23 protein-coding genes are annotated in these 25672 nt (G+C 34.8%); 9 read left to right on the plus strand and 14 right to left on the minus strand.

Translation table 11 applies throughout. The features are described from left to right. Window positions 1-6: 6 nt before the first annotated feature. From H611_RS0101665 to H611_RS0101680, 4 genes are all read right to left on the minus strand, one after another. The gene (locus H611_RS0101665; RefSeq protein WP_027136710.1) at window positions 7-3459 is read right to left on the minus strand and encodes a hypothetical protein; all 3453 of its coding nucleotides are present in this window, start codon (window positions 3457-3459) and stop codon (window positions 7-9) included. Window positions 3460-3534: 75 nt separating this feature from the next. Next, window positions 3535-4380: a glycoside hydrolase family 16 protein gene (locus H611_RS0101670; protein ID WP_027136711.1), complete on the minus strand. Its 846-nt coding sequence runs from the start codon at window positions 4378-4380 to the stop codon at window positions 3535-3537. A gap of 29 nt (window positions 4381-4409) precedes the next feature. After that, window positions 4410-5786, minus strand: coding sequence for an Ig-like domain-containing protein (locus H611_RS0101675; protein ID WP_027136712.1), 1377 nt, complete (start codon window positions 5784-5786; stop codon window positions 4410-4412). 10 nt (window positions 5787-5796) lie between these two features. Continuing rightward, window positions 5797-8928: a hypothetical protein gene (locus H611_RS0101680; RefSeq protein WP_027136713.1), complete on the minus strand. Its 3132-nt coding sequence runs from the start codon at window positions 8926-8928 to the stop codon at window positions 5797-5799. Window positions 8929-9472: 544 nt separating this feature from the next. Here H611_RS0101680 and H611_RS0101685 point away from each other — a divergent pair. From H611_RS0101685 to H611_RS0101695, 3 genes are all read left to right on the plus strand, one after another. Continuing rightward, window positions 9473-10345 (plus strand): helix-turn-helix domain-containing protein, encoded by an 873-nt coding sequence (locus tag H611_RS0101685; RefSeq protein ID WP_027136714.1) that lies wholly within the window; start codon window positions 9473-9475, stop codon window positions 10343-10345. A 118-nt stretch (window positions 10346-10463) separates the two neighbouring features. Beyond that, on the plus strand, window positions 10464-11021 hold the full coding sequence (locus H611_RS0101690) for an OsmC family protein (protein ID WP_027136715.1): 558 nt from the start codon (window positions 10464-10466) through the stop codon (window positions 11019-11021). Window positions 11022-11083: 62 nt separating this feature from the next. Further along, on the plus strand, window positions 11084-11929 hold the full coding sequence (locus tag H611_RS0101695) for a class I SAM-dependent methyltransferase (RefSeq protein ID WP_027136716.1): 846 nt from the start codon (window positions 11084-11086) through the stop codon (window positions 11927-11929). A gap of 118 nt (window positions 11930-12047) precedes the next feature. Here H611_RS0101695 and H611_RS0101700 read toward each other — a convergent pair whose 3' ends face one another. The 7 genes from H611_RS0101700 to H611_RS0101730 all read right to left on the minus strand — a co-directional run bounded on the left by H611_RS0101700 (window position 12048) and on the right by H611_RS0101730 (window position 17690). After that, complete coding sequence (locus H611_RS0101700) at window positions 12048-13277, minus strand: serine hydrolase domain-containing protein (RefSeq protein WP_051238680.1); 1230 nt, start codon at window positions 13275-13277, stop codon at window positions 12048-12050. A 45-nt stretch (window positions 13278-13322) separates the two neighbouring features. Next, on the minus strand, window positions 13323-13904 hold the full coding sequence (locus H611_RS0101705) for a hypothetical protein (protein WP_027136718.1): 582 nt from the start codon (window positions 13902-13904) through the stop codon (window positions 13323-13325). Between the two features lie 73 nt (window positions 13905-13977). Beyond that, the gene (locus tag H611_RS0101710) at window positions 13978-14568 is read right to left on the minus strand and encodes a Crp/Fnr family transcriptional regulator (protein ID WP_035483135.1); all 591 of its coding nucleotides are present in this window, start codon (window positions 14566-14568) and stop codon (window positions 13978-13980) included. Between the two features lie 260 nt (window positions 14569-14828). Next, window positions 14829-15023 carry a hypothetical protein gene (locus H611_RS0101715; RefSeq protein WP_027136720.1) on the minus strand — a complete coding sequence of 65 codons (195 nt, stop codon included), beginning with the start codon at window positions 15021-15023 and terminating at the stop codon, window positions 14829-14831. A 118-nt stretch (window positions 15024-15141) separates the two neighbouring features. Beyond that, complete coding sequence (locus H611_RS0101720; RefSeq protein WP_027136721.1) at window positions 15142-16122, minus strand: MlaD family protein; 981 nt, start codon at window positions 16120-16122, stop codon at window positions 15142-15144. 15 nt (window positions 16123-16137) lie between these two features. Next, the gene (locus H611_RS0101725; protein ID WP_027136722.1) at window positions 16138-16860 is read right to left on the minus strand and encodes an ABC transporter ATP-binding protein; all 723 of its coding nucleotides are present in this window, start codon (window positions 16858-16860) and stop codon (window positions 16138-16140) included. A 59-nt stretch (window positions 16861-16919) separates the two neighbouring features. Further along, window positions 16920-17690: an MlaE family ABC transporter permease gene (locus tag H611_RS0101730; RefSeq protein ID WP_027136723.1), complete on the minus strand. Its 771-nt coding sequence runs from the start codon at window positions 17688-17690 to the stop codon at window positions 16920-16922. A 178-nt stretch (window positions 17691-17868) separates the two neighbouring features. Here H611_RS0101730 and H611_RS0101735 point away from each other — a divergent pair, with 178 nt between their 5' ends. Continuing rightward, window positions 17869-18471: a hypothetical protein gene (locus H611_RS0101735; protein ID WP_027136724.1), complete on the plus strand. Its 603-nt coding sequence runs from the start codon at window positions 17869-17871 to the stop codon at window positions 18469-18471. Between the two features lie 54 nt (window positions 18472-18525). Here H611_RS0101735 and H611_RS0101740 read toward each other — a convergent pair whose 3' ends face one another. Beyond that, complete coding sequence (locus H611_RS0101740; RefSeq protein ID WP_027136725.1) at window positions 18526-20226, minus strand: AarF/UbiB family protein; 1701 nt, start codon at window positions 20224-20226, stop codon at window positions 18526-18528. Window positions 20227-20232: 6 nt separating this feature from the next. Next, window positions 20233-20607: a hypothetical protein gene (locus H611_RS0101745; RefSeq protein WP_027136726.1), complete on the minus strand. Its 375-nt coding sequence runs from the start codon at window positions 20605-20607 to the stop codon at window positions 20233-20235. 129 nt (window positions 20608-20736) lie between these two features. Here H611_RS0101745 and H611_RS0101750 point away from each other — a divergent pair, with 129 nt between their 5' ends. The 4 genes from H611_RS0101750 to H611_RS0101765 all read left to right on the plus strand — a co-directional run bounded on the left by H611_RS0101750 (window position 20737) and on the right by H611_RS0101765 (window position 23692). Continuing rightward, a complete protein-coding gene (locus tag H611_RS0101750) occupies window positions 20737-21138 on the plus strand; it encodes a CBS domain-containing protein (RefSeq protein WP_027136727.1) in 402 nt (133 codons plus the stop codon). A gap of 197 nt (window positions 21139-21335) precedes the next feature. Next, a complete protein-coding gene (cysK, locus tag H611_RS0101755) occupies window positions 21336-22247 on the plus strand; it encodes a cysteine synthase A (RefSeq protein WP_027136728.1) in 912 nt (303 codons plus the stop codon). A gap of 201 nt (window positions 22248-22448) precedes the next feature. Beyond that, a complete protein-coding gene (locus tag H611_RS0101760) occupies window positions 22449-23060 on the plus strand; it encodes a DUF4386 domain-containing protein (RefSeq protein ID WP_027136729.1) in 612 nt (203 codons plus the stop codon). A 74-nt stretch (window positions 23061-23134) separates the two neighbouring features. Beyond that, window positions 23135-23692, plus strand: a complete 558-nt coding sequence (locus H611_RS0101765; RefSeq protein ID WP_027136730.1) for a DUF1572 family protein — start codon at window positions 23135-23137, stop codon at window positions 23690-23692. Window positions 23693-23791: 99 nt separating this feature from the next. Here H611_RS0101765 and H611_RS0101770 read toward each other — a convergent pair whose 3' ends face one another. After that, complete coding sequence (locus H611_RS0101770) at window positions 23792-24028, minus strand: helix-turn-helix domain-containing protein (RefSeq protein WP_027136731.1); 237 nt, start codon at window positions 24026-24028, stop codon at window positions 23792-23794. A 267-nt stretch (window positions 24029-24295) separates the two neighbouring features. Here H611_RS0101770 and H611_RS0101775 point away from each other — a divergent pair, with 267 nt between their 5' ends. After that, window positions 24296-25573: a DEAD/DEAH box helicase gene (locus H611_RS0101775; protein WP_027136732.1), complete on the plus strand. Its 1278-nt coding sequence runs from the start codon at window positions 24296-24298 to the stop codon at window positions 25571-25573. Window positions 25574-25672 lie beyond the last annotated feature (99 nt).

Consider the following 25672-nt stretch of genomic DNA (forward strand, 5'->3'; position numbering starts at 1 on the left):
TATTTATTATTTTTTAATGGAGACTTCAACAATAGTTATTTCTCCTCTTCGTTCAAATATAGATTTAGATATTTCTAAGCTTAAAGTCCATGCATTAAAATGAACGCTCTTACCATTTTTGTAATGCACTTTAATTTCATCTTGCTCAGATAAATTGTAAACGACAGGCACTTGACAACATGTAAAACATACTGTATTTGATGCTACTGAGAGTTGTTGTTCTTCTTGAAACACATCAACATAATTAAATACCGATGATTTATCCAGAAATTCATTCATCCTTAATAAGCGTGGATTAAATGATATTTTACCGTTATTTACAATGACACCTAACTCACCAAATCGACTCAGAACATCTTCCTTAACTTGTCCTGTCATCCCTGGCTGCTGGGCTCCTTTTGTTGCTGGTGTATGCGAATAAGGGTCTATAGGAAACGCGCCGTATAATTTTGGCGATTTATGTACCCCAATGCCCGCATTGATCTCATAGTAATGATCTAAAAGTTTTCCTAGATCAGCTTCACTATTTTGTTGATTTATTTCTAACCAACAGTTTTCCTGAACGGCTAGCAGCAGTTTTGAAACCATATGCCAATAGATTGAACCTAATCCTTCGTATCCAAAAAATGTTCCTGAACGCCCCGTGAAAGATTTATGATTAAAAACCTCTTCAAAAGTTTGCAGCAGGTACTTTTTTTCTTCTTTAACAAGATTATCGTATTTACTATCAAGACCTTCTAATGCCTTTTCTAAACTTTTAGCGTTATGGAAATTTTTATTAAAATGACAATCCCCAATAATATCCTGATCAATGATTTGTTTATTTCCATCTGCAATTAACTGCTTCATTAATTGAGATTGTTCCACATTCTTTTTGGGAATATTGTTCTTTTTATCAAAACGAGGTAATTCCTTGTTAGGATACAAAATATAACTATATTGATCTTCCCTGAACAGATCACTCTGTTTCAATCCATTCAGCAATTTTAAAGCCTCTGATGGAGATAAATAGCCGGCACTTAAAACAGCGACTTGTCCTTCAAGCATAACGGACAAATGAGAAACGGAAACTTCTTTCTCGTTTTCAATAGTCATTAAATTATAAGCGTGAAACATATTATCTTCACGTCTATTAGCCTCTATACTGTGAGCTAAATGTAACTTGGTAATGTTTATAAAACTTTGAAGTGTTTCAAAACTTATTGAAACTTTCGCATTCGAAAATCCATTTTCATAAATAGTCTCACGGTATGTACTCCCCGCATTTCCTAAGGCATCTAAAATAGATCTTCTGTCCGCATCCGAAATTTTATCAGACAAAACAGCTTTATTACTAACAAACACGTCATGAATGTCATCAAAGAACTCTTTAAGTTCTATGGAAATTTCAATATCGGTTGATTTGGCATTTCCAATAACACCTTCAAGGAAAGTCATAAAACGATATAAGTAATACAAGGTTACCATAGAGGTACCATTACCCACTAAAGCATTATTTGCATCATTCCATTCCGGCCTTTGAGTATTTAACCAAATCCCAGCTTCCGGAATAAAATTTGACAGTTTAGCTAAAGTAGTTGCAAGTAACTTTTCGATAAGATTTACGTGAATAATTCCACCACTTTTATCTGCTAATAAAGCACCATCTGCACCTAATTCATTTCGTTTTTTTGCGATATTTCGATCCAATTCAGAATCAAAAGATATGGTGTCCTTTGGATTTTTTAGAATATCCTCATATGTTTTAATCTTATAAGGAACATTCGCGTAGACAAAAATTTCTTTACTTAAACTATCTACCAATTTACCAGGATAGTATGCCTCAATAAATTCTAAAAATTTTAATAAGTATATTATTTGATGATCTCCCCAATACCCGATATAAGACCATGGATCATGTTCTTCAACAACTTCCCAGTCGAATCCATCTTTAGTCACTCGATATGGATTATATCCATCAAAAGTTGAGGCGTTTAAAAATTTATGGATCATTCCTTCTATAAATTCCGGATAAGAATGCGCTAGCGCTTCCCAATTCTGAAATATATCTCGCCAATTCCCTTCATAATCAAGAATTTTAGATCCATCTATTTCACTTCGGGTATTAATAGAGAACTTATTCCATGGCCTACTAGGATCGCCATGTCTTCGGCTAAATTTTAAGGGTAAATATTCAGTACATAAACGTTTAAAATCACTACTCGAATTATCAGCTATGAGTTTTTGCAGGTATTTTAAATTGAAACTTTCTGGTAAATTTTCTAAAACCTGTTCTTGTTCATAAAAAACAAGCTTATTGGCTTTGTTTACATACTTTTTAAAATCGCTCTTCTCAATAGTATAACCATTATCAAATATACCTCCTCTCATAATATTAAACATGGTATTTGAAAAATGTCTAATATTAATTAATGAATCTGAAGATAATTGCAATCCATCTGCAGCAGCCGTTAATTTGATGAGATTTTTTGTCCCCAAATCGATATCTTCTGCAATTAAAGTTTCAATATTTTGAGTGTTTTTGATAAGCTCTTTTAGAGCGACAATATCTGATATTGATTGATCGACATTTGCTACTAACGACCAGTGTTTTTCTTGATTAGCCTCTAATAAAATATCTGTTGAAATAAAATAAGCACCTTTTTCGGCCTTTACATCAATTTCCTGATCGACATTGCCCTTTTTTCTAAATTTATCTAGCTGTAAGGAAGATAATAGATAGCTTGGGTGATTAACCCCATAAGACCAAACCATGTTCGCTTTTAAAGCCTCACTAGGCTCCGCCTTATCAACAATAACAGCACTTAAGGCATAAACACCCAAACCTGTTGCTTCATCTAATTCACTTTTCTTATAGGCATCAACTAAATTACTGCTACCATTTTGTAAATCTGAAGACACATTGCTAGGCAAAATATTTTGAATACCATCTAAGACTTTTACCTCCTTAGGGTGTTCAGAAATATTTAATAAGGTCGATTTTTTCACAAAACCAAACTGATTGCTAGAACTCCATTGGTATCTAAAAACTAAACCTAAATCATAATTTATTTCTTCAAAAACAATCTTATTTCCATAAATGCTCTTGTATAAATTATTTTGAGTTCGATAAATACCGAATTGTCGTATAGAAAATGGCTCCCATATTCTACAGTCTCCGTTGACATAAACCTGAAAGATAGACTTGCTTCCCGTAGTCTCTGCCATTTCAGTAATCTTATCATCGGAATAATAAGGAAATAATGAAGATTGGGCATTTCTTCGTCCAGCAGTTAAGCCCCCATTACTTGATATAAACATCCAATGATCTGAATCACTTACAATGCTCATAAAAAATGGACGCATCAAATCACTATTTGCAATCTTATAATAAATTTCGTTATCTATATTAACCAGACTACCAGCTGGTTCCTTTTGATTTGTCATATCGACATTTTCTTTTAAAAACTTTGTGGTCATATTACTTTCTATATAAAGGCACTAAACATTAAGCAAACGAATACATTTAATCAAAATTTAAAGCATAGCCTTAGTTTATTCATAAATACGAACATAATCTACTAACATGGTTTGAGGAAAAATCGTTTCTGCATTTGGTGCTCCAACATAATTACCTCCAACGGCAACATTTAAAATAATATAGAACGGATGATCGAAAACCCATTCTCCATTTATTTTATCGGGAGTAATTTGATTATATAGTACATCATCAACATAATAATTAATGTATTTTGGTCCCCATTCAATTCCAAAAACATGAAATCCTGTATCAAACCTATCTCCCATTATTTCATAACTCTTTGTTATAGCTTCACCTGCAGAATATCCAGGCCCGTGAACACTTCCATTTATAAGAGTCGGTTCTTGCCCTCTGTTTTCCATTATATCTATTTCACCACATGCAGGCCAAGGAGATTCATCACAATTAGCACCTAACATCCAGAATGCAGGCCATAATCCTTGCCCCCATGGCAACTGAATTTTAGCTTCAAAACGCCCATAGGCCTTCTCGAATTTACCACGCGTAATTATTCTTCCCGATGTATACCCTGCACCCATATACCCTTCCTTTCTGGCTATGATATGTAACATACCGTCTTCAACTTTTACGTTATCAAGACGATCAGTGTAATATTGCAATTCATTATTACCCCAACCTGAACCTGAAGGCGTGTCATCACCAGTACCTATATCATAACCCCACATGCTATTATCAGGGGCTCCATCGACACTAAACTCATCTGCTTTAACTAAATTTTTAAAATTGATTACCGTTTGATTTTCATCTACTGAACAACCAACGCTTATTAATAGTATTGAAACAACAAGCATCCTAAACACGAGTTTGCCAGTTACTTTTAATTTGTTATTAATATTCATTTTATATTTTATTAATTATCTAATTAGTATTAGTTATGAAAAAAGATGTTATCCACATAAATATTATCCAATGTGGCCGCACTATTTAATACAATTTGTGCTAACTTATCTCTGTTGGCCAAACCTAAGGTTTGTAAATCTATCTCTAAGCCCATCCATTGCTGAGACACCAGAATAGTACTATTAAATACAGCACCTGCCCTAGAATTAGGATCATTGAAATCTATCAGATCAATGTACATGACTGATTCCGGTCTTATGGGACTTGTTGTGTATATATCTATATGCATGTATCGCATACTATCGGCATTTACTGTAGGATTTGTAAATTGAATCCCTACAAAATTTAAATTGCTGTAATTGATCATGGCGTTATTATTTACCACAATCTCGGTAGATTCTGTAGTTTGATAAGGCTGCCAATACCCGTTAAAGTAATCGACGTTCACACTATTGTAGCTGTCACTATAAATTGAAATAACTTCGTTGGAAGGATATGAAGGTTCTGGTGCTGAAGAAAATGGGATAGCCTCTAGACTTAAAGACCCAGGCACAGGAACCCCATTAAACGTAGCCGTTATTTCTGCAGTGCCTTCAGCATGAACGCTGACCAACCCATTAGAATTAACAGTGGCCACAGTCGCATTAGATGAACTAAATTCAAAATAAGCAGGAGCAATCTCAACCGTTTTATTAACGCCCGAAGCCAAATTAACGGTTTGTATAAGTCCATCAATAGTGATTTCAGAATTTACAAAACCCGTTAAGGTTCTATCAACACCATTTAAAATGGCAGGTCTATATTGCCCAATGGTTCCTAATTTTTCAAACTTCAGTTCATCAATCCAAAAAGTATAACCATTACCATTTTCAGGTCCTTCGGCATACCAGAACATTCCTCTTTCGTTGGTTAACTTGGCGGCGTCTGGTAATGGTATCGTATATTTTACCCAATTAGTAGTTAATCTTAAATTGCGCATGGTTACTATATGCTTATTTTCTTCAAAATCTTGGCCAAATCCAATCTGATCAATGGTTCCTGGATAGGTCGCCTTTGCCCAAAAAGTAAGTGCATCATACCCCGATAAATCGCGTCCAGTCTCAGTACGGAAAATCGCACCTGCATAAGGTCCGCGAGAATCACCCACATTAGGCACATCAAAACGCATTGCAGATGAACCAGAATAGCTCACCTCCTCGTCGACTGTAAAGGCTTCAAAAAAAGAATTCGCAAAGGGAAAATAGTCCAATCCAGAACTAAACCCATCAATATAAACTTCAGGATTATTTGAAAAACTAGCAGGTTTGGCATCCTCAGACAAATCCCTTTCACACCCCATAAAAGTCCATAAAATTAGACCAGACAATAAGGTTATTTTTAAATATATAAATTTTAAATTTTTCATCTTTTAAATATTATTTTCCAATGTTGATGTGTACATATGTTCTAATTTCCCATTCCTGACCATTACCAAAACCTACAGGACTAATGGTTGGTTCATTTACAAATGGGTTATTGGTCTGATTAGGCAAATAGCGCGGTGAATATTGATCTAGCGACCTCCAGGTACCTCGAATACCAATTCTGGTATTTGGTAATATAAACCAATCCGGTTTCCCTAAAGAAGTTGATAAATCTAACATGAGCTGCAAAGGAAAAGTGAGGTTAAAGTCTCTATGATAATCGAATGGCCCCCAATCGTTAATCTTAACGGTATGTACTAGTTTCAACTTATTATAAATAAATCGAATATCACCTCCACCTCGTTTTATTAAGCGATCATCACTACCATTAGCTTGCCCTGTTCCTGCATATAAATTGGCAATTAACCCCAAATCAGGATGAATTTTAGATACGATTCGAGTATGAGCCTCCCACAAGTCTTCTGCGGGCGCTGAGTTAGGAAATGCGAATAGAGTTCTGTCTTCTAAAAACCCGATAGCAGCATCCTGAGTTGTTGGAAGATGCCTGTAAATAAAGCCTAAATTAAAAGCAAATTTTGCATCCTCAACTCGGTCATTATCCCATTCATACATCCAAGTACCAGGTGTAGGATCATAGGTTAAAAGTATTTCACCTGCAGTTGTCTCTCTATTGGATCTAACAGAAAAGGGATCATCAAAAATATTTCTTAATCTACCTGGTGCTTGTACATCATTTGGCATGGGATCTACCAATGGTTTCTGCCATAAGAAATTCGGTGCAATTTGAAACTTCCCAAAACTATAGGTGAAACCTGTCAAGAAATTGGTTTGATTCCCGCTTCCTGAGTCTTTAAGTTTCCATCCTGTAAATGTTTTGGTATAATCTCCGCCTCCGGTAGCTACTAACCCCATAGCGGCAGCTTGTGCATACCAATTAAAGGCTCCTTTTGAAAAGGTTATTTTTGCTTTCCCTCCCCAATTATCTTCTGGTTTTATCTCATCTTCAAAAATTTCGTAATTACCAGATTCGCCTGTTGCTACCTGAAAACTTCTTCCGTTCAAAGGCTGTCCAGCCCATATACCTCCTAATTCAATTCCAAAATCACCAAATTCTCGTTTAACATGTAACGCCAGTCTCCTTGTTTTAGGTTGCGGAATTGCAATTGAGGTCACTATATTACGCGCATCATCTATGTCTTCATGGAATATGGCTGTTAAATCATAGTTACCAAAGGTTCGACTATATTTTAATAGTAAAGCGGGATTAGCCCCCCACCATAATTGTGGACCGAAAGCTACTTTCAAACCTTTTAAGGCGCGCTTTCCATCTATTTCTGCACCTAGAATTTCTCCGTTATAAATATCTAAATTAGGTCCATAATTTGCCTCTGGATATAATCCAAAAAAATCACCTTCATACCCCCAGTGGTAATGTCCTGTTCTGTAAAATCCTCGAATGTCAAAATCCTTGGCATTCCATTCGTAAGAGGCACTATAAATTTGAACTCTTCGGGGGTCTCTAATCTCTACTTCACCCTCATTTGTATTAACACTATATGGTCGCCCCCTATTTTCATAAAATATTTCATCTATCGGGTTTTCCGCCACATTACCTAAGATATTTGCATTTACTTCGGCACGCATATTTGGTGCTGGATTTCCTTCAACCCCCACAAAATAAGATTGCATATGATCGAAGCCTAATTGTCTAGGATAGGTTCGACTATCATCACTTGGTTCTTTTGGGGTTGTTATTAAACTACCTCCGGTATTATAGGTTGTAAACTCCGCTCTTAGCTGACTTATCTTCAATTTTTCAGTCCCACCCATAGCGGCTTTATCTCCTCGAGCTCGTAAAACCGCATCCATTAAATTTACATTGTTGAATGCTGTTTCAATATATTCATTAGTAGCTTGTTGATCAAAAGGATCTATATTATGAACTTGTTTCAATGCATAGTAAGCTGCACGAGGATATAAATCATAGAAACCTCGTGAATTTGTTTGACCCTTAGCACATATACCAAACCATTCTTCGTTCATATTGTTCTCCCCAGGTGTATAATCCATAAAGTACCCCCCGTTAGACCATGAGGCATTCGTATCATGAATGTCTAAATTCTTAGTTTGCCCGAATTTCCACCATCCATCACTGAACTGAAATGTGAATCCTCCTATGGAATTACCAGATCCACCTAATCCTTGTGCATTTTGATAAATTTCTTTCCAATTTTCCACCATAAAATACGCCTGCATCTTTTGATCCTCTTGATTGGTCTTAACATTAAAGGCATCCGAACCAAATTCTGTAAACATGATAGGCATCTTTAATTCTGACTTAACCTGCTCGAAAGCATCGCCGAATGACTTGCCACGATACATATTAACACCTAATACATCAACATCTTTACACTCATCTTTAATAATATCAAGAAATAATAAGTCTCCATTACATATGGCTATTGGATGATTCTCATCTATGGTTTTCATTTTCAAAGCAGCCTCATTCATTAATCGATACATGGGACGCCCTCTTTCTTCACCTATAAATTTTTTCTTTTCATCGTCGTCTGGGAAATCTTCTGTTTCTGCCCCAGCCCAAAACAAGCCGTAATTATTTTCATTTCCGAGCAAAAACATTAATAGTCCAGGCGTCTCTTTATAAGCTTTGGCCATTTCTATTACCTCATCCATTAAAAGACTTTTGGTATCTGTATTTCTATAATCGGTTATTTCTACCCATGTGTTATTAATGGTTAAGCCATACCTACCAAAGGAGTGATTTAAAAGTGTGTAAATCCCGTAGTTTTCATATATATAAGAAATCCATTTTGGAGGTACTCCCGTGTATTGCCTAATCACATTTACCCCCATATTTTTCAATAAGGACATTTCAGTGTCTAGTGCCGATTTTATAAAATCATCCGACTGTTTCCAAAGGCTATAATTGTAATTAGTTCCAACTGGAAAATAATCCCAATTCATACCATTGATCATCATCTTCTGCCCATTCACGATTAAAGCTGTACCCTGTTCGTTTGTTTCTAGTACAACTTTTTCAACTTGTGAAAAAAGTATTATTGGAAATAACAGTAAGAAAATTTTAAAAAAGTTTGTTTTCATACAATTAGTTTTAATGTTGAATTTAGTTTAAGGTTTTAGTATTTTGAAAAGTACGCCTATATATTGTTTATTCCGTGTTTTAAACCAATACAAAAAACATACATTGCAAAAAAAAGACATCAATTTTACGAAATTCCTAATATGTCAGAAGATTAACATCAGTCTTCATATAATAATAACACATTGCGAAACAGAGGATTTTCATTAAATGTTGTGGTAATGTATAGGTGAAATGCTGAAATGTTGAGTAAAAAATGAACCATTAATTTTAAATAAAAACCGAAGCATATGAACTCAAGGACCAATTACCTCCAAAGACGGATCTTTTTTCTTAAAAATAGATCCGTCCTGAAAATATCAAAAAACATAATAATAATTCTATCCCTTATTAAAATACAGATATGTAACATCCCATCCTATTACTTCTAATTCGTTAATAACGCATCAGACAAGACTATTGTTTTGAAATACTTTTACTATATTTAAGAAAGTAAAAACACGAGGATAATATATTTACTGCCTGCACCGGCTTTTTATAAAAAATATGCTAGACCTTTATGGATATCTCAAGACCGCAACTAATTACAAAAAACTTCAAATCCATGATTTGCTCTTTATTGAATATAAATGTTTAGTAAATGAAGTAAAAGCGGGTATTTGGTCTCAATCCAATTATTTTGTTTTCGTAACCTCCGGTAAAAAAATGTGGCGAAGTATTTATAATGATTATACCGTAGAAGCCGGAGATTCATTGTTTGTAAAAAAAGGAGCTAACTTGGTTCACCAATATTTTGATGAAGATTATTGTGCGCTCATGGTATTTATACCTGATGAATTTATAAAGAAATTCATTCAACGATTTGCATCTTTAGTAGCAAGCAATTCTTCAAATGAAAATAACCATACAGACGCAGTCATCAGAGTTGAGCTTGATGCTTATCTGGAAGGCTACATTAATTCGCTTGCCGCATTTTTAGGTTCTTCTTCTTATCCAGATAAGAATCTTCTGCAACTTAAATTTGAAGAATTGTTACTAAATATCTTTACCAACCCCATTCATAAAACACTTGCTGATTATCTTTTATCCATAGCTAAAGAACAAAGTACCCAGTTATTACAAGTTATGGAAGAAAATTTTGCCTATTGTTTAAATTTGGAACAATTTGCCAGTTTATGCCATATGAGTTTAAGTTCATTTAAAAGAAACTTTCAAGCTATTTACAAAACTTCTCCTGGCAAATGGCTTTCGAATAAGCGTCTTGATCTGGCATCACATCTTCTTACGACAACTGATAAAGCTGTAAATATTATTGGATTTGAATGCGGGTTTGAAGAACCTTCCAGTTTTATTAGAGCATTTAAACAGCGATTTTCAGTGACCCCCTTACAATATAGAGACTCTTCAATAAAGGAATAGGTCCATTTTATAGCCTTGGACTGAATTGTTAATTTTATGGACTTTTCGGCCTATCTCAAAAGAGCTTTCCACCCATACTTTTGCATTGTATCGATTATTAATCATAAAAAATCAAAGTATGGAAACTCTAACAAAAACAGTAAACGGATTTAATCAGGAAGACATCGCAGCAGTCGTAACTGCTCTACAAGCGAAACCTGAAATTGGTGATTTTCAACTTCGTGCTACCAACGAGTGGATAGACGGAGGGCACAACAGAAGCTATATTCAAGGTTTCTACGGAGCCTGCCAGGAAGACACCAGCAGAACCGAACCTTTTATTTACGACAATGACGAACCTCCTATACTTCTTGGAAACAACAAAGGAGCCAATCCTGGTGAGGTATTACTGCACGGTCTCTTAGGGTGTATGACAACTGCAATGGTATTATTGGCTGCCGCAAGAGGTATTAAAATTGAAGCAGTATCCTCAAAAATTGAAGGTGACATAGACATCAAAGGTTTTCTAGGATTGAATTCTACTGGGCCTAAAGGGTTTAAACAAATTAGGGTAACCTTTGATATTAAAGGTTCAGATGAAGCACAAAAAAAGGAATTGATAACATTAGCTAAGCAATCACCAATTTTCAATTCTCTTATTAACCCTATGGATGTTCAGGTGGGACTACAAAATTAATTATATAAAGTTCAAAAGACATCTTTAAACTTTCAATTATAAAAATCTAATCAAAAAATAAAATGGAATTACAACTTCAAGAAATAAGAGATCAACAAAAATCATCATGGAATAAGTTTTCACCTGGATGGAAAAAATGGGATTATGAATTTATGGATTTCTTAAAACCTATAGGAGACAACATGATAAGTCAATTAAATTTAAAAAAGACAGACCATGTTTTAGATATTGCCGCTGGAACTGGAGAGCCAGCACTTACCATTGCCTTAACGGTGGAACATGGTAAGGTCGTGATTACCGACATTGCTGACAGCATGTTATATATTGCTCGTGAAAACGCTGAAAAAAAAGGACTAAAAAACACCGAATTTATATCCTGCGATGTTTGCGAGCTTCCTTTTCCAGACAACTCTTTTAACGCAATTAGTTGTCGTTTGGGTTATATGTTTTTCCCAGATATGCAGTTAGCTGCTAAAGAAATGTATCGAGTATTAAAACCTGGTGGCAGAATTGTTACTTCAGTTTGGGATACTCCTGATAAAAATTTCTGGGTCACTGCTATTGGTGAAACCATTAAAAGACATATGCAACTACCTGCTCTACCAGCTGGAGCACCAGGTATGTTCCGGTGTGCAAAACCAGACTTAATAAAAGGACTATTTAAAGAATCGGGATTAATAAATGTAACTGTTACCGAAGTTAATGGGAAGCTAAAATGCGGAATAGCTGAAAATTATTGGAACATGATGACAGACATAGCCGCTCCATTTGTTGCAGCACTAAGCAGGGCTAGTGATACTTTGCGTGACAAAATAAAAAGTGATGTTTTAGATTTAGTTAATAAAAGATATCCTCATGGACATGTTACAATTGATGGCAATTCACTAGTGATTTATGGAGAAAAATAAAATGTAATACCTAATAAAGGATTTCCATAAATCAAAAAAATTAAATAAAAAACCGGAATAATTAGGTCTTTAGGACTATCTAATATGGCTCGCCCTAATATTGTTTTGTCGAACCATTTTAATAATAAAGTCCTAAAGACTTAGCGATAGTTCTATATAAAGCTATTTCATGGTCATGAAAATAACCAGTTGTATCAGTTTTAAAATGATAGTTTGAAGAGAGTTTAACTATAACCAAATCTTTATTGGGGTCTACATATATAAATTGAGTGTAGATTCCCTGAGCATTAAACTCATCATCCGCTCCTAATGGAATCCACCATTGATACCCATAACCATCCTTTGATTTAGCGTTAGGACGTATTCCCGGCATTAAATGTGGAGCATCTGGTGTAATAGAAGCTATAACCCACTCTCTGGGAACCACCTGTTTTCCATCCCATTCTCCCAAATTAAGGAATAATTGTCCAATTTTTGCATAATCTTTTGCAGTACAATTCAATCCACCAACGGCAAACTCCATACCTTCATTATCAATTATCCAAAAAGCATCAGATTCAGCCCCAATAGGTTCCCAAAGTTTTTTGGACATATATTCGGAAATTGACATGCCTGTTGCTTTAGTCAAAATCATACCAAGCACTTGAGTATCTATACTTACGTATTGATTATAAGTACCTGGCTCTCGTTCTCTTATTAGTATTTTCGCAAACTTTCTCATAGGTTTACCAATAGCAAAATAACGCCCCATGATATTAATGTCAGAAAAGAAATCACTATAATCTTCATTAAACCTCACGCCTGAGGACATTTGCAACACCTCTTTAATTTGAACACCGTCATAACCTGTTCCTTCAAACTCTGGAAGATATTCTGTTACGGTATTTTGAACACTCTTAATATCCCCTTCTTCTATAGCTATTCCAATAAGCGCAGAGACAACAGATTTAGACATAGAAAACGCTATATGTGTATCCTTCGACTGGAATCCATTACCGTAGTATTCATGTATAATAGAATCATTGTGTATAACCAATAAGGCATCAGTAAGAGTATAATCTAAATAAGATTGCGTGTTAATAATAGAATCATTGTGCCTAAAATTTTCAGGAATAACGAATTCTTTGTTGGAATAAGAAAACGAATAAGGTTGTGTTGACTTAGGAACTAGTCTCGTTGGAAAAATAGACTCTATTTCACGGAAATTCTCCGATATATTTTCAGGTTCAAAAAAGGTAACTACTTTATATAATCGATATGCTTCTTGACGATAAAAAAGCGCTATAACAATTACCACAAGAAACAGAAGAATTGCTAATACATTAAAGATTTTTTTGACTAGTTTCATTACTTCATATTACATTTTAAGATAAATTATTTTTTGGTTCAATTCTTAAATCTTTCTTATTTGCACATCATCTATCCAAAATACTCCAGGCTCCAGAATATTTAATTCCAGTCTAAGCTCCATTTCCTCAATTACATCAACAACAAACGTATACATTTTCCACTGATTTATTTCTGCATTATCTTCCAAAATAGTATTCATTTCTCCTTCAAAAGGCCTAACACCACCAGCATTAATTCTAAATTTTGTGCCTTGATTCATAATCCAAAACTTAATTTGGTAGCTTGCTTCTCCCTTAAAACTTCCTACTTCATGAAACTGATTAGTAAAACCAGGCGAAGTCCATCCACCAATATTCTGACAATGTTTTACATCAAACTTAAGCGACTGTTTACCTTCTATAAAATTTTCATCGTCTATAACAATTTTGAAATTTGAATCTGGAACTGTATTAGGTGTATACATTAACCAGTTTACAGGTAAATCATTTTGAACTGTTTCAAATCCACCATTTAAACCAGCAGAAATATCTGTTTCAACTTCACTCATTTGTTTACATCCTAAAGAAATCATCATTAACAGGCTTAAAACAATATTTAGTGGTTTTATAATGTGTATTTTTATCATGACCTAAAAGTTTTATTCAACATAGTTCTTTGCTAAAATTAATGAACAGATAATTAAAATTCATTAACCTGGGTTAAGAAATACCCTTAACAAATTTTTTCTTTATTCGACTGAGAGATGGTGGTTTTACTCCAACATAAGAAGCTATATGATACTGTGGAATTCTTTGGGCGAGACCAGAATAGTTATCAACAAAACTTTTATACCTTTCTACATGTCCTTGCATATAAATTGCGAGTAGTTGACGAACCATGATATCAAAACGATGTTCAATAATAATTCGTCCAATTAAATTTCCAGTTGATACTTTGTTAAATATGTTTTGAAGATCAGAATAGCTAATTATAAGCATTTCACAATCTTCTATTGCCTGAATATTTTGCAATGAAGGTGTTTTATTATTAAAACTTTGGTAGTCTGCAAGGAACTCACCTTCCTTGGTGAATTCGAAGGTAGCTTCATCGCTATTATTATACACAAAATATCTAATCAATCCACTATGAAGAAAAGCAACATGTCTATTGATTTTGCCTGACTCTAAAAAATACTCTCCCTTTTTAAGGTTGAAAGGTTTGAAACTGTCAATAATTAATTGTTCTTCTAATGACCCTATTTTGGAAATTTGATTAACCAGCTTTAATATGTGAATATACCTTTGCTCCATTTATTAATTAAATTGGTCATATCTTTAAAGATATGCAAAATCTTATTGGAGTGCTTTAAACATAATAAAAAAAACAGACACATTAGTATCTGGTTTTAATAGTAGTGGGGAAAGATTAAATTATCGAACCAATTCATCCTAAATTTTATCAAGATAATTGAATTTGATAAAATAATAGTAAACTAATAATCGTAGTTTTCTGATTTATTAATTATTCCAATCTGCTTTAGTTAGATAAAATATTATATCGTGTGGATTTTTTAAAATCCCATGAAGTCTTCATAATTGGAAAAGAAACGATAGCCATCATTCCATCCAAATACCTGAACTCTAATAACTTCAATTACACGCGACGGAAGTAGCTGAAATGACCTTTTCCCTTCGCTGTCTGTGAAAGCATAACCATCTACGAATACACAAACCTCCGAAGCGCAATCTTTATAATAACCTAACATGCAATACTTTGAATCATAAAAACACGGTACAGAAACTATAGTTCCTCCTTTAAGAAAAAGGTAGTTGAATTAAGTTATGTCCGAGGCACATTTCTATATGTTTAACAGCTAATTAATCTCACTCTTTGGTAGATTTTTTCATTTGTCTTTCAAGTTTTTTAAAATAGCTTCTTGTTAAAAAACTATGTTTTAAAGCATCCATATTCTGATTAAATTTATCCGTACCTTCCTGAATATTTTTCATAGTTTGTTCAAGAGATTCTACAAAGGCCTTATCATTAGACAGATAATTAATGGCACCTTCCCCGTCTTTTATGTTGGATAAGGTTTCGTTTAAATTGCTTACCACCTCTTTTATTGCCCGACTTGAATCTTCTAGGTTGGTGATAATGGTTCTTACTTTCTGTGCTTCAATAGTATCACTTAACAACACTCCGGCAGCACTTTCGTTAATGTTAATCGAATTAATAATTTTATTAATATCATTTAAAGATTTATTTGCCTGAATACTGGTTAACCTTAAATTATTAAAAGTCTGCTTGACATTATTGGCTGCTATGGTATCATTTATAAGCATACCTAAAGTACCTTTTCCTTCTGTTATGGCATTGGTAATATCAAGTAATTTGGAAGTTAATAAAGCCGCATTTTCGTTTGTAACATTTAAGGTATTTAGCATTTCACTAGCTGCTATTTTGGTATAAGACTTTATAACATCGCCTGAAACAATACCTTCTTTATTTCCATCACCAGGAATTATATTTACAATCATATTACCAACCAAACCATCGGTTCCAATGGTAGCCACAGCATCCTTTTTAATGTGGTTGACCATTTTTTCGTCTATTAGCATGCTCACATGAATGGTAGAATCATTATACATGGTAATTTTTTTTACCGTCCCTACATTAATCCCCGAATAACGCACATTATTCCCTTCCATTAATCCATTAACATTATTAAAATTGGCGCCAATGCTAAAGGTTTTATTAAACAAATTTTGTCGTTCACCTATAAAATAAATGGCAACTATAAAAATGAGCAAGCCAGTAACAACAAAAACACCTAGTCTTAATTTTTGATTCGTTGTCTTTTTCATGATTTCAAAATTTATTTATTTAAAAAACGCTCTTATTTTTTCGTCTTCAGACTTTGATAATTCAGCAAAAGTACCTTCTGCATAATTTACACCATCCACCAATAAAATCATCCGTTCCGATACCACACGAGCACAATCTACATCATGCGTAATAATGAGTGCCGACGTCTTATATTCGCGTTGTACATTCCGCATGAGTTCAACAATTTCTTTTGAGGTTATAGGATCTAATCCACTAGTTGGCTCATCATACAGAATAATTTTAGGCTTTAATATTAAAGTTCGTGCCAATGCGATACGTCGTTTCATACCTCCCGACAACTCCGAAGGCATTAAATCGATAGTATGCGCTAATCCAACACTATTTAGTGTTTTAGTAACTAATTCGGTTGTATCAAAATTTTCAGCATAACGCTTTTTATGGCGCCTTAAAGGAAACTCCAGATTTTCTCTAACGGTCATGGAATCATAAAGCGCACTACCCTGAAACAAAAATCCAATATCGGTACGTAAGTCGTCTAATTCCACTTGATTCAGTTTTACAATGTTTTTCCCCATCACCTCTATGCTTCCTGAATCTGGCTCTATAAGTCCTACCAAGCACTTAATCATTACCGACTTTCCGGTTCCTGATTTCCCCATAACCACAAGGTTCTCTCCTTCAAAAAGATCTAAATCAAAACCATTTAATACCGTATTATCACCAAAAGCCTTCTTAAGGTTTCTGATTTTAATCATTGGCCGTTTAACCTCTACAGCCGGCTTAGCATCTTGTATGTGCCATTCTTGTTTCATCATTAAATATTAAAAAAAATATCGGTTACAAACACAGCTATAAAATCCAGAATAAATAGTAACATAGAAGCTAATACTACCGCCGAATTTGCTGCTTTCCCTACACCAACGGTACCATTACTGCAATAATATCCTTTAAAACAACCTACCAATCCAATGGCAAATCCGAAGAAAAACGTTTTAACAGTCGCCGGGATAATATCTCCAAATTCCAGAGCTTTAAATACTTTATTAAAATATAACTGAAAAGACACATCGCCCTTAATAAATTCTATAATATAAGACCCATAAAGAGCAATGGCATCACCAAAAATTACTAGAATAGGAATCATGAGGGTCGCTGCCACAATTCTGGTGACTACTAAATATTTAAAAGGATTGGTTCCTGAAACTTCCATAGCATCAATTTGCTCGGTAACTCGCATAGACCCTAATTCGGCCCCCATACCTGAGGCAATTCTCCCGGCAACCGTTAAAGCTATAATAACGGGCCCAATTTCTCTAATAATAGATATACTTACCATGGAGGGCATCCAAGCTTCCGCCCCAAATTCCTGAAGTGTAGGTCTCGTTTGCAATGTAATAACAAGCCCTATAATAAATCCCGTAATACCTACTAACAAAAAGGAACGATTGCCAATATTATAACATTGATTTAAAAGCTCCTTGGTTTCGAAAGGTCGTTTAAACACTTCCTTAAAAAACCTATTTGTAAAATAAGACAATTCTCCTATTTCAATAAAAAATGATTTTATATCGTCTAAATTAATCATCTTCACTAAGCTTAACCCTCTAAGTTAATCAGATAATCTTAATCTTACAATGATTATTATCATAACTTACCTGAACAAATTATAAATAAATACATCAAAAAATTCAGCTAACTGACTAAAATCATAGTTATTACCAAAATTTGTTATGATATTTATTTAATTACTAAACTAGACCATTATGAAAACTAAAGAGCAAAATAAATTGGTTGATAAAGTTGTTGAACAACTTAGACAAACAGCCATAGATTTGGAGGAATTTCAAGTACAGATGGCTTTAGGAAAAGCGGAAGCTCTGGATAAATATGAAGAAATAAAAAAAACATTCAATCTATTTATTCATGATAGCCAGCACAAAATTAATGAAGGCAAAGAAAAATTAACAGAACTTCACACCAAGTTTGATGAACTTATAGTTCAATTAGCTTTGGGTAAGGCTGAATCTAAAGAAGTTTTTATAGAGCAAAAAAAGAAACTATTGTTAAAGCTTCACGACCTTGAGGTTAGCATTAAAACTAATAAAACGCTTAACAGCATGTATGCCTTTTTATTAATTGAAATTGAAAAATTTAAGATACAACTGGAAGCCTTAGAACAAAAATTCGATAAAAATAAAGAGGATGTAAAACATACTTTCGAAAATGCAAAAAAAGAATTTAATACCGTAGTTGAAAAAATTAAAGCAAAGTACAGCTCCGAACCGGAAGAAACCCAATGGGAACATTTTCAAAATGAAATTTCTGAGGCTTTCGGACATTTTAGAAATGCCTTTTCAAAAGTCTAATTTTTATAAAGCACAATAAAATACTATTGTGCTTTTTTTATTATGCTATTATAATTACCAGTTGTTGTAATCTTTCTTTATTAAATCTCGAACCAGACCTATACCTAAAATAAAAGCCAAAGAAAATCCTATAATGGCCATTGCCGAGACTCCGTTCCAAAGAGGTGATATTTCGTTGATGGTAAATAAGGTCGACCCAACAATTAATGCCACAATAATAAAGGCGGTTACAATTTGTTTAGTAACTCTATGAATGGTATTCACCATAGCATCGACACCTTTATGAGTTAAATCGACTTTAATCTGTCCAGAATTTATCTTTCGTATAGCATTTTTTAAATCTTTAGGAAACTCCTCCAAATAGTCGCTTATTTCAAAAATTGAGTTAAGTACTTTTTTACCTAATATAAGCGGATTGTAATTTCGGGCAACGGTTTTCGATAAATAAGGGCGTACAACCTCAAATTGATCTAATTTAGGATCTAGCTTACTTACAACACCTTCAATCGTTACCATAGCTCTGGCGAACAGGTAAAAATGTGTAGGCACCTTTAAATCATTAGCTACAATAATATCCTTTAATTCTAACAGAATGGTACTAATTTCATTTTGATGCACCTCGCGCACATAATACTTCTCCACAAATTCATTAATTTCAAACTCTAATTTCCGCATGTCACGAATCACTGTTTCGTTAGAGAGTTGTTGTAGTGCTCTAATTATTTTATTGACATCTTTCTGGGTTATCGCCAAAAACAAATCTCCAAAAACCCGAATATCTCTAGGTAAAATACTACCCATCATACCAAAATCAAGGTAACAAATATGTCTGTTGGGAAGCACTAACAAATTACCTGGATGAGGATCGGCATGAAAAAAACCATATTCAAAAATTTGTTTAAAAAAGCTAACACTCAATCGTTTTGCGATAACCTTTTTATCCATACCACTCTCTTCTAATTTCCTCATTTTATCAATCTTAACGCCGGAAATAAATTCTAAAGCCAAAATCTTTTCGGTAGTATATTCTGGATAAACTTTAGGAGCACTGGCATACTGATCGTAATCCGTATCGTTCATTAAATTATTATAAAACCGTTGCGCATTTATAGACTCATGTATAAAATCTAATTCCTTTAAAATAGATTGCTCAAAATTTCTCACCAGTCCAACAGGGTCAAAACTTTTAAGTGATGGTATCCGATGCTCCAGAATATCGGCCACGTTATACATGACTTTAATATCCTCTAAGATAATTTGTTTAATTCCTGGGCGTTGGATTTTTAAAGCGATACGTTTTCCTGATTTTAGAGTTACTTTATGCACCTGTGCCATGGATGCTGATGCAAAAGGTTTAGGAGCAAACCAGGCAAATAGGTTTTCTATCTCATCATGTAATTCAGACACCACAACCTCCTTAGCCATTTTATCTGGCATGGGAGGAACGTTATCCTGAAGTTTTTCAAACTGTAAAACTAAATCGAAAGGAATAAGGTCGGGACGATTACTTAAAATCTGACCAAACTTTACAAATGTAGGTCCCAATTCTTCACAAACCAAACGCATTTTTTCCCATTTGGTAAACTGCTCGGCGTGCCTTCTTGAAGATTTAGGCACAAACCGTCTTAAAAAGGTATATTTATTTTTATCCTTTAATGTCTTTACCAAGTCCTCGAAGCCATATTTTAATAATACTCTTAGAATTTGGTTGTATCTAACAATCGACTTATACTTATATTTTAAGTTTGCGAACATGACGGTTTAAACCTTAGTTTCTAAATGATTTATTCTTGCTTCTAACAAGGCTATCGCATCATTTGCCTTTTCAAGTTTTTTGTTTAAAGCCTCTATTTCGTCTATCTGTGCTATGTTCATCTTCTTATAGAACTTAACAATTAGTTCCTCTATTTTCTGCTCAATTTCTTCTTTAGCCTGACTTGTTTTAAGTATAATCTTATCGAGAAACTCTAATTCATTACCATCGTCATCTAATTCAATTTCAGAAGCCATTCTGTTTATTTCGTCTTTGCTTTTTTGCGAGAGTTCGTTAAATTTTTCTATTAGGTGCGTGTCCTTAACTATATAATAAATACTGGAGGATAAAGTAAGCAGCTCTAACAATCTTTTGGTTTTCATGACTTACGATTTAGTTAGTATATCAATAATAAATATATACTTTAATAACGTAGTTTTTTATGATTAATGTCATAGGCAGAATTGTAGATTCTCGGTACTTTAGTGTCTATACTTTAATAGTGTAACATCATGAAATCAGCAGCTATATCTTCGATAATGACTAAAAATGTCGTGTGTGTAACACCAAATCAAAAAATACTTGATGTTAAACATATTTACGAGAAAAAACAATTTCATCATCATATACCGGTAACCGAAGATGACATATTGGTTGGCATGGTTAGTTTAGTGGATTTCATGTACAAAATAAATGGTGCTGGCTTGGATGATAATCATCCCATTTACAACAAGTTGACCGTAAAAGATATCATGACCCAAAACCCGTATGCCTTAGATTTGAATACCAATATTGAAACAGTGGCCAAAGAGCTTTCTAAAGGTAAATACCACGCCATTCCTATTGTCGATAACAAAAAAATAGTTGGTATTGTGTCTACGGCAGATATTATAAAGTATTTTATCACAAAATAAAACTCCTTTAATACCTACAGGCTCTTTTCTAATCTCGCTTAGAGTTATAAAGAAATCTTATTCCCTCCCTACATTTAAGGCATAAACACAGTCGTTTCACCTCAATTACTTTTAGTTTACTGTAATAAATTTATCAGTCATTTTGCAACTCACATTACCGAACAAATTGCTTATATTTATCTAAATATAAAATCATTATGAAGTTCAATAACATTTTAGAAAGCATAGGTAACACCCCAACTGTAAGACTGAGTAAGTTATTTCCAAATGCTAACGTTTGGATGAAACTAGAAAAAGCGAACCCTGGTGGCAGTATCAAAGACAGGATTGCCCTAGCAATGATTGAAGAAGCCGAAAAAAGAAACCTGATTACCAAAGATACCGAGATTATCGAACCTACTTCGGGAAATACCGGTATTGGATTGGCTATGATTGCGGCTGTGAAAAACTACAAACTTACCTTGGTAATGCCAGAATCAATGTCGGTTGAACGACGCGCTTTAATGGCAGCCTATGGTGCTAATCTTGTACTAACACCAAAGGAATTAGGTCTGGGAGGCACCCTTGCTAAGGCTGATGAATTAGTAGCTAATAATAAAAACGCGTGGATGCCTTCCCAATTTACCAATCCCGCTAACCCCGATATACATCGTAGAACTACCGCCTTGGAAGTCGCTAAAGATTTCCCGGATGGTCTTGATTATTTAATAACCGGCGTTGGAACCGGTGGTCATATTACCGGAATGGCTGAAGTTTTAAAAGAAACCTACCCACATTTAAAAGTTATGGCCGTGGAACCTAATGACTCTCCTGTGATTTCCGGTGGCGAACCTGGTCCGCACCCGTTACAAGGTATCGGTCCTGGATTTATTCCGGAAGTATTTAATAAGGATATTATTGATGGAGCCTTTAGGATTACCAAAGAAGAAGCCTTTTCTGAAGTTCAAAATATAGCAAAAACAGAAGGTATTTTAGTAGGAATTTCTACGGGCGCTTCCCTGGCTGCCGTTAGAAAACAATTAGAGTCTTTAAATGGAGAAGAAACCATTCTTACTATGAATTATGATACTGGCGAACGTTATCTGTCTGTTGAAGGGCTTTTAGCTTAAATTCGTCTTATTTAGTATTACCGCAAGCTTTATAAAGTATGAAAACTATGCCGATAATTTCATTTGGTCTATTTTCATACTTTTTACTCTTTTATAGCTGTATGCCTCATATTATCAAACCTGTAACCAACACCTCTGCTGCCATACTAGTTTGCAACATTGAATTAACTATAAAAGCCACACCGCAATAACCCCTTGATTATGACCCCTCGAAAACTTTCAATCATCACTGGTATTAGCTACCTTATTATATTTTTTGCAGCTATTTTTGCTAACTTTTTTGTTTTGGAAGCCATGCTTGCCAAACCTCTAGAAACCCTACAGCAACACCCTACAATGGTGCGTTCCGGTATTCTGGCCTTTCTCATTACTGCTGTGTTCGATGTGATTGTTGCCTGGTCGTTATATATGCTGTATCGCCAGCATATACTCTCTATTCTGAGCACCTCTTTTCGGCTTATTCATGCTACCACTATGGGGGTGGCTATTTTTGCGTTGGTTATAAGCCTAGAGGCACAAACCAGTGAAACCGTTTTAGATCAAATAGCTGTTTTTAATACCATCTGGCTTATTGGATTGTTTTTCTTTGGTATACATCTTATATTATTGGGTAACATTATTAAAACCCCGAAAATAATTGCTGTTTTTCTGGCTGTTGCCGGAGCCATGTATATGTTGGATACGGCTGCTCATTTTTTATTAGTGAATTATGACGATTATGCTTCCGTATTCTTAATGTTAGTAGCTATCCCAAGTATTATAGGAGAAATGGCCTTTGCGATCTGGCTGCTAATAAAAGGCGGAAAGGCCTAACATACTAAAAGGGCTTTTGTAAATATTCATTACATGTATCCGCCCTATATTAACCTTTGAAAGCTTTTACCATCATGGAGACTCAATATTTAAACAGTACTATTAAACAATTTGAATACTACAAAGCCTTAGGCGAAAAGACATTTTCACAGCTTGATGAACGTGATGTATTTTGGCAGTATAACCCCGAAAGCAACTCTATAGCCATAATTGTAAATCACCTTTGGGGTAATATGCTTTCACGCTGGACAGACTTCTTAACTACAGATGGCGAGAAACCTTCTAGGAACCGTGATCTGGAATTCGAATCGATAATTAAAACCAAAACCGAACTTCTGGAAAAATGGCAAACCGGATGGGCCTGTTTATTTCGTGCACTACATGGTATAAACGAAGACAATTTCTACACTACCATTTACATTCGTAATCAAGGGCATACCCTGGTAGAAGCTATCAATAGACAGATGATGCATTATGCCTATCATGTTGGGCAAATAGTGTATATAGGACGTATGATTAAAGGTGCCGACTGGCAAAGTTTATCCATTCCGAAAGGAGAGTCTAAAAGCTTTAATGATAATAAGTTTTCCCAAGGTAAACATGGCGGACATTTTACCGACGATATAAAATAACTCAGCATAATTTGGATGCGATTTATCCGTTTCATACGATGTCTGATATGTTTTTCAACATGCACCCACCCATGCAATGGCAATTCAGCGATATTAACACTATTGAACCTCTTCATTATTAATTAATTCTTTATTCTTTAGCTTATGCGCTAATAAATTTAAAGTAAATTGTTTTGGAAAATATCGGGTTCCCCCCATAACCGTATAAGCTAACTGATTTTGTTTGCACCAACGATACACAGTACTGCGGCTAATCTTAAAGAATAACTGTAGTTCATCCTGAGTTATCCATTGTTCGTTTTCACTTAGTAATAGGTTGGTCTTGGTTCTTAACATAAGCCAAAGGTTTTGTTAATACTTTGATTTTAAGCTTATAAATAGTCATTGGGGTTCTTATTATTTTTACATAATTAATAAAAATCTTACAAAAATAAAATTATTAGGACTAATTTTTAAATAATTAAGCCGCTGTTACCTCCTCTTTTAGCTTAAAATCATAATAAGCCCTAATAATTCGCTTAAGACTATAAATTAACAGTACCTTTGCCGCTTACTACCGAGGTGAACGATATACTTAAAGATTGTCATCTCCAAACATTATTTATGTCATTTAACTCATTAGGTCTATCGCCGGCCTTATTACAAGCGATTAGCCAGAAAGGCTACACCAATCCAAGTCCAATTCAAGAAAAAGCCATCCCACCTGTATTAGAGGGGCACGATGTATTGGCATCGGCACAAACGGGCACCGGTAAAACGGCAGGTTTTACTTTACCATTACTACATATTCTTTCGGAAAATCCGAAGCAAAAATACCGTCCTATCCGGGCCTTAATATTAACACCAACGCGAGAACTTGCCGCTCAGGTATATGCTAACGTTCAGGAATATAGCGCCTTTTTAAATTTAAAATCGGCCGTTATATTTGGTGGTGTTAACCAGAAACCACAGGCAGCAGCCATCCGTCAAGGTATTGATGTACTGGTTGCTACACCGGGGCGCTTATTAGATTTACAGCGTCAGGGGTTATTATCATTAAAACGCGTTGAAATATTTGTTCTAGATGAAGCCGACCGCATGCTGGATATGGGCTTTTTACGTGATATTAAAAGCGTTATAGATGTCATGCCTGATAAACGTCAGAACCTGATGTTTTCGGCAACCTTTTCTCCCGATATTAAAAAGCTAGCACAAGGCATTTTAAACCAGCCGGTACAGGTTGAAACCACTCCGGAAAACACCACGGTGGACGCCATTACCCAAAAGGTATATCGCGTAGCTAAAGGCTCAAAACCCGGACTTATTATTAAATTAATATCTGATGGTAACTGGAAACAGGTATTGGTTTTTACACGTACCAAACACGGTGCCAATAAACTATGCGAAAAAATGATGAAGGCAGGTATATCGGCCGCCGCCATTCATGGAAATAAAAGTCAGGGTGCCCGTACCAAAGCGTTGAGCGGGTTTAAAAGCGGACGTGTACGTGTGCTTGTTGCTACCGATATAGCAGCACGTGGTCTGGATATTCCCTTACTACCACATGTTATAAATTACGAACTACCCAATGTTTCAGAAGATTACGTACACCGCATAGGCCGTACGGGACGTGCCGGTGCCAAAGGCGAAGCCATTTCGCTGGTATGTGCCGAAGAAACCACCTATTTGCGTGATATAGAAAAGTTAATCGGATTAAAACTACCGGTAAGTATTATTGAAGGTTTCGAACCCGACCCTAATGCTTCTACCAAACCTGAAAAACGACCACAAGGGCGCAGAACTTCTAACCAAAACAACAATGGCGATCGAAAAAACAACAGTTATAAACCCAAGGAAGCATCTCCTGGCAGAAATTCACGACAAAGAAGAAATAAGCGTTAGACCGTATGTTTAATCCCTTCTTAAATGAATGGACATGCGCCAATGGTTTTGTAAACTTGCATCAGAACATTAAAGATTGTATTAATTTAAAAGCTTTAA

The organism is Gaetbulibacter saemankumensis DSM 17032, assembly GCF_000425645.1.
In the GTDB taxonomy this organism is placed as follows: domain Bacteria; phylum Bacteroidota; class Bacteroidia; order Flavobacteriales; family Flavobacteriaceae; genus Gaetbulibacter; species Gaetbulibacter saemankumensis.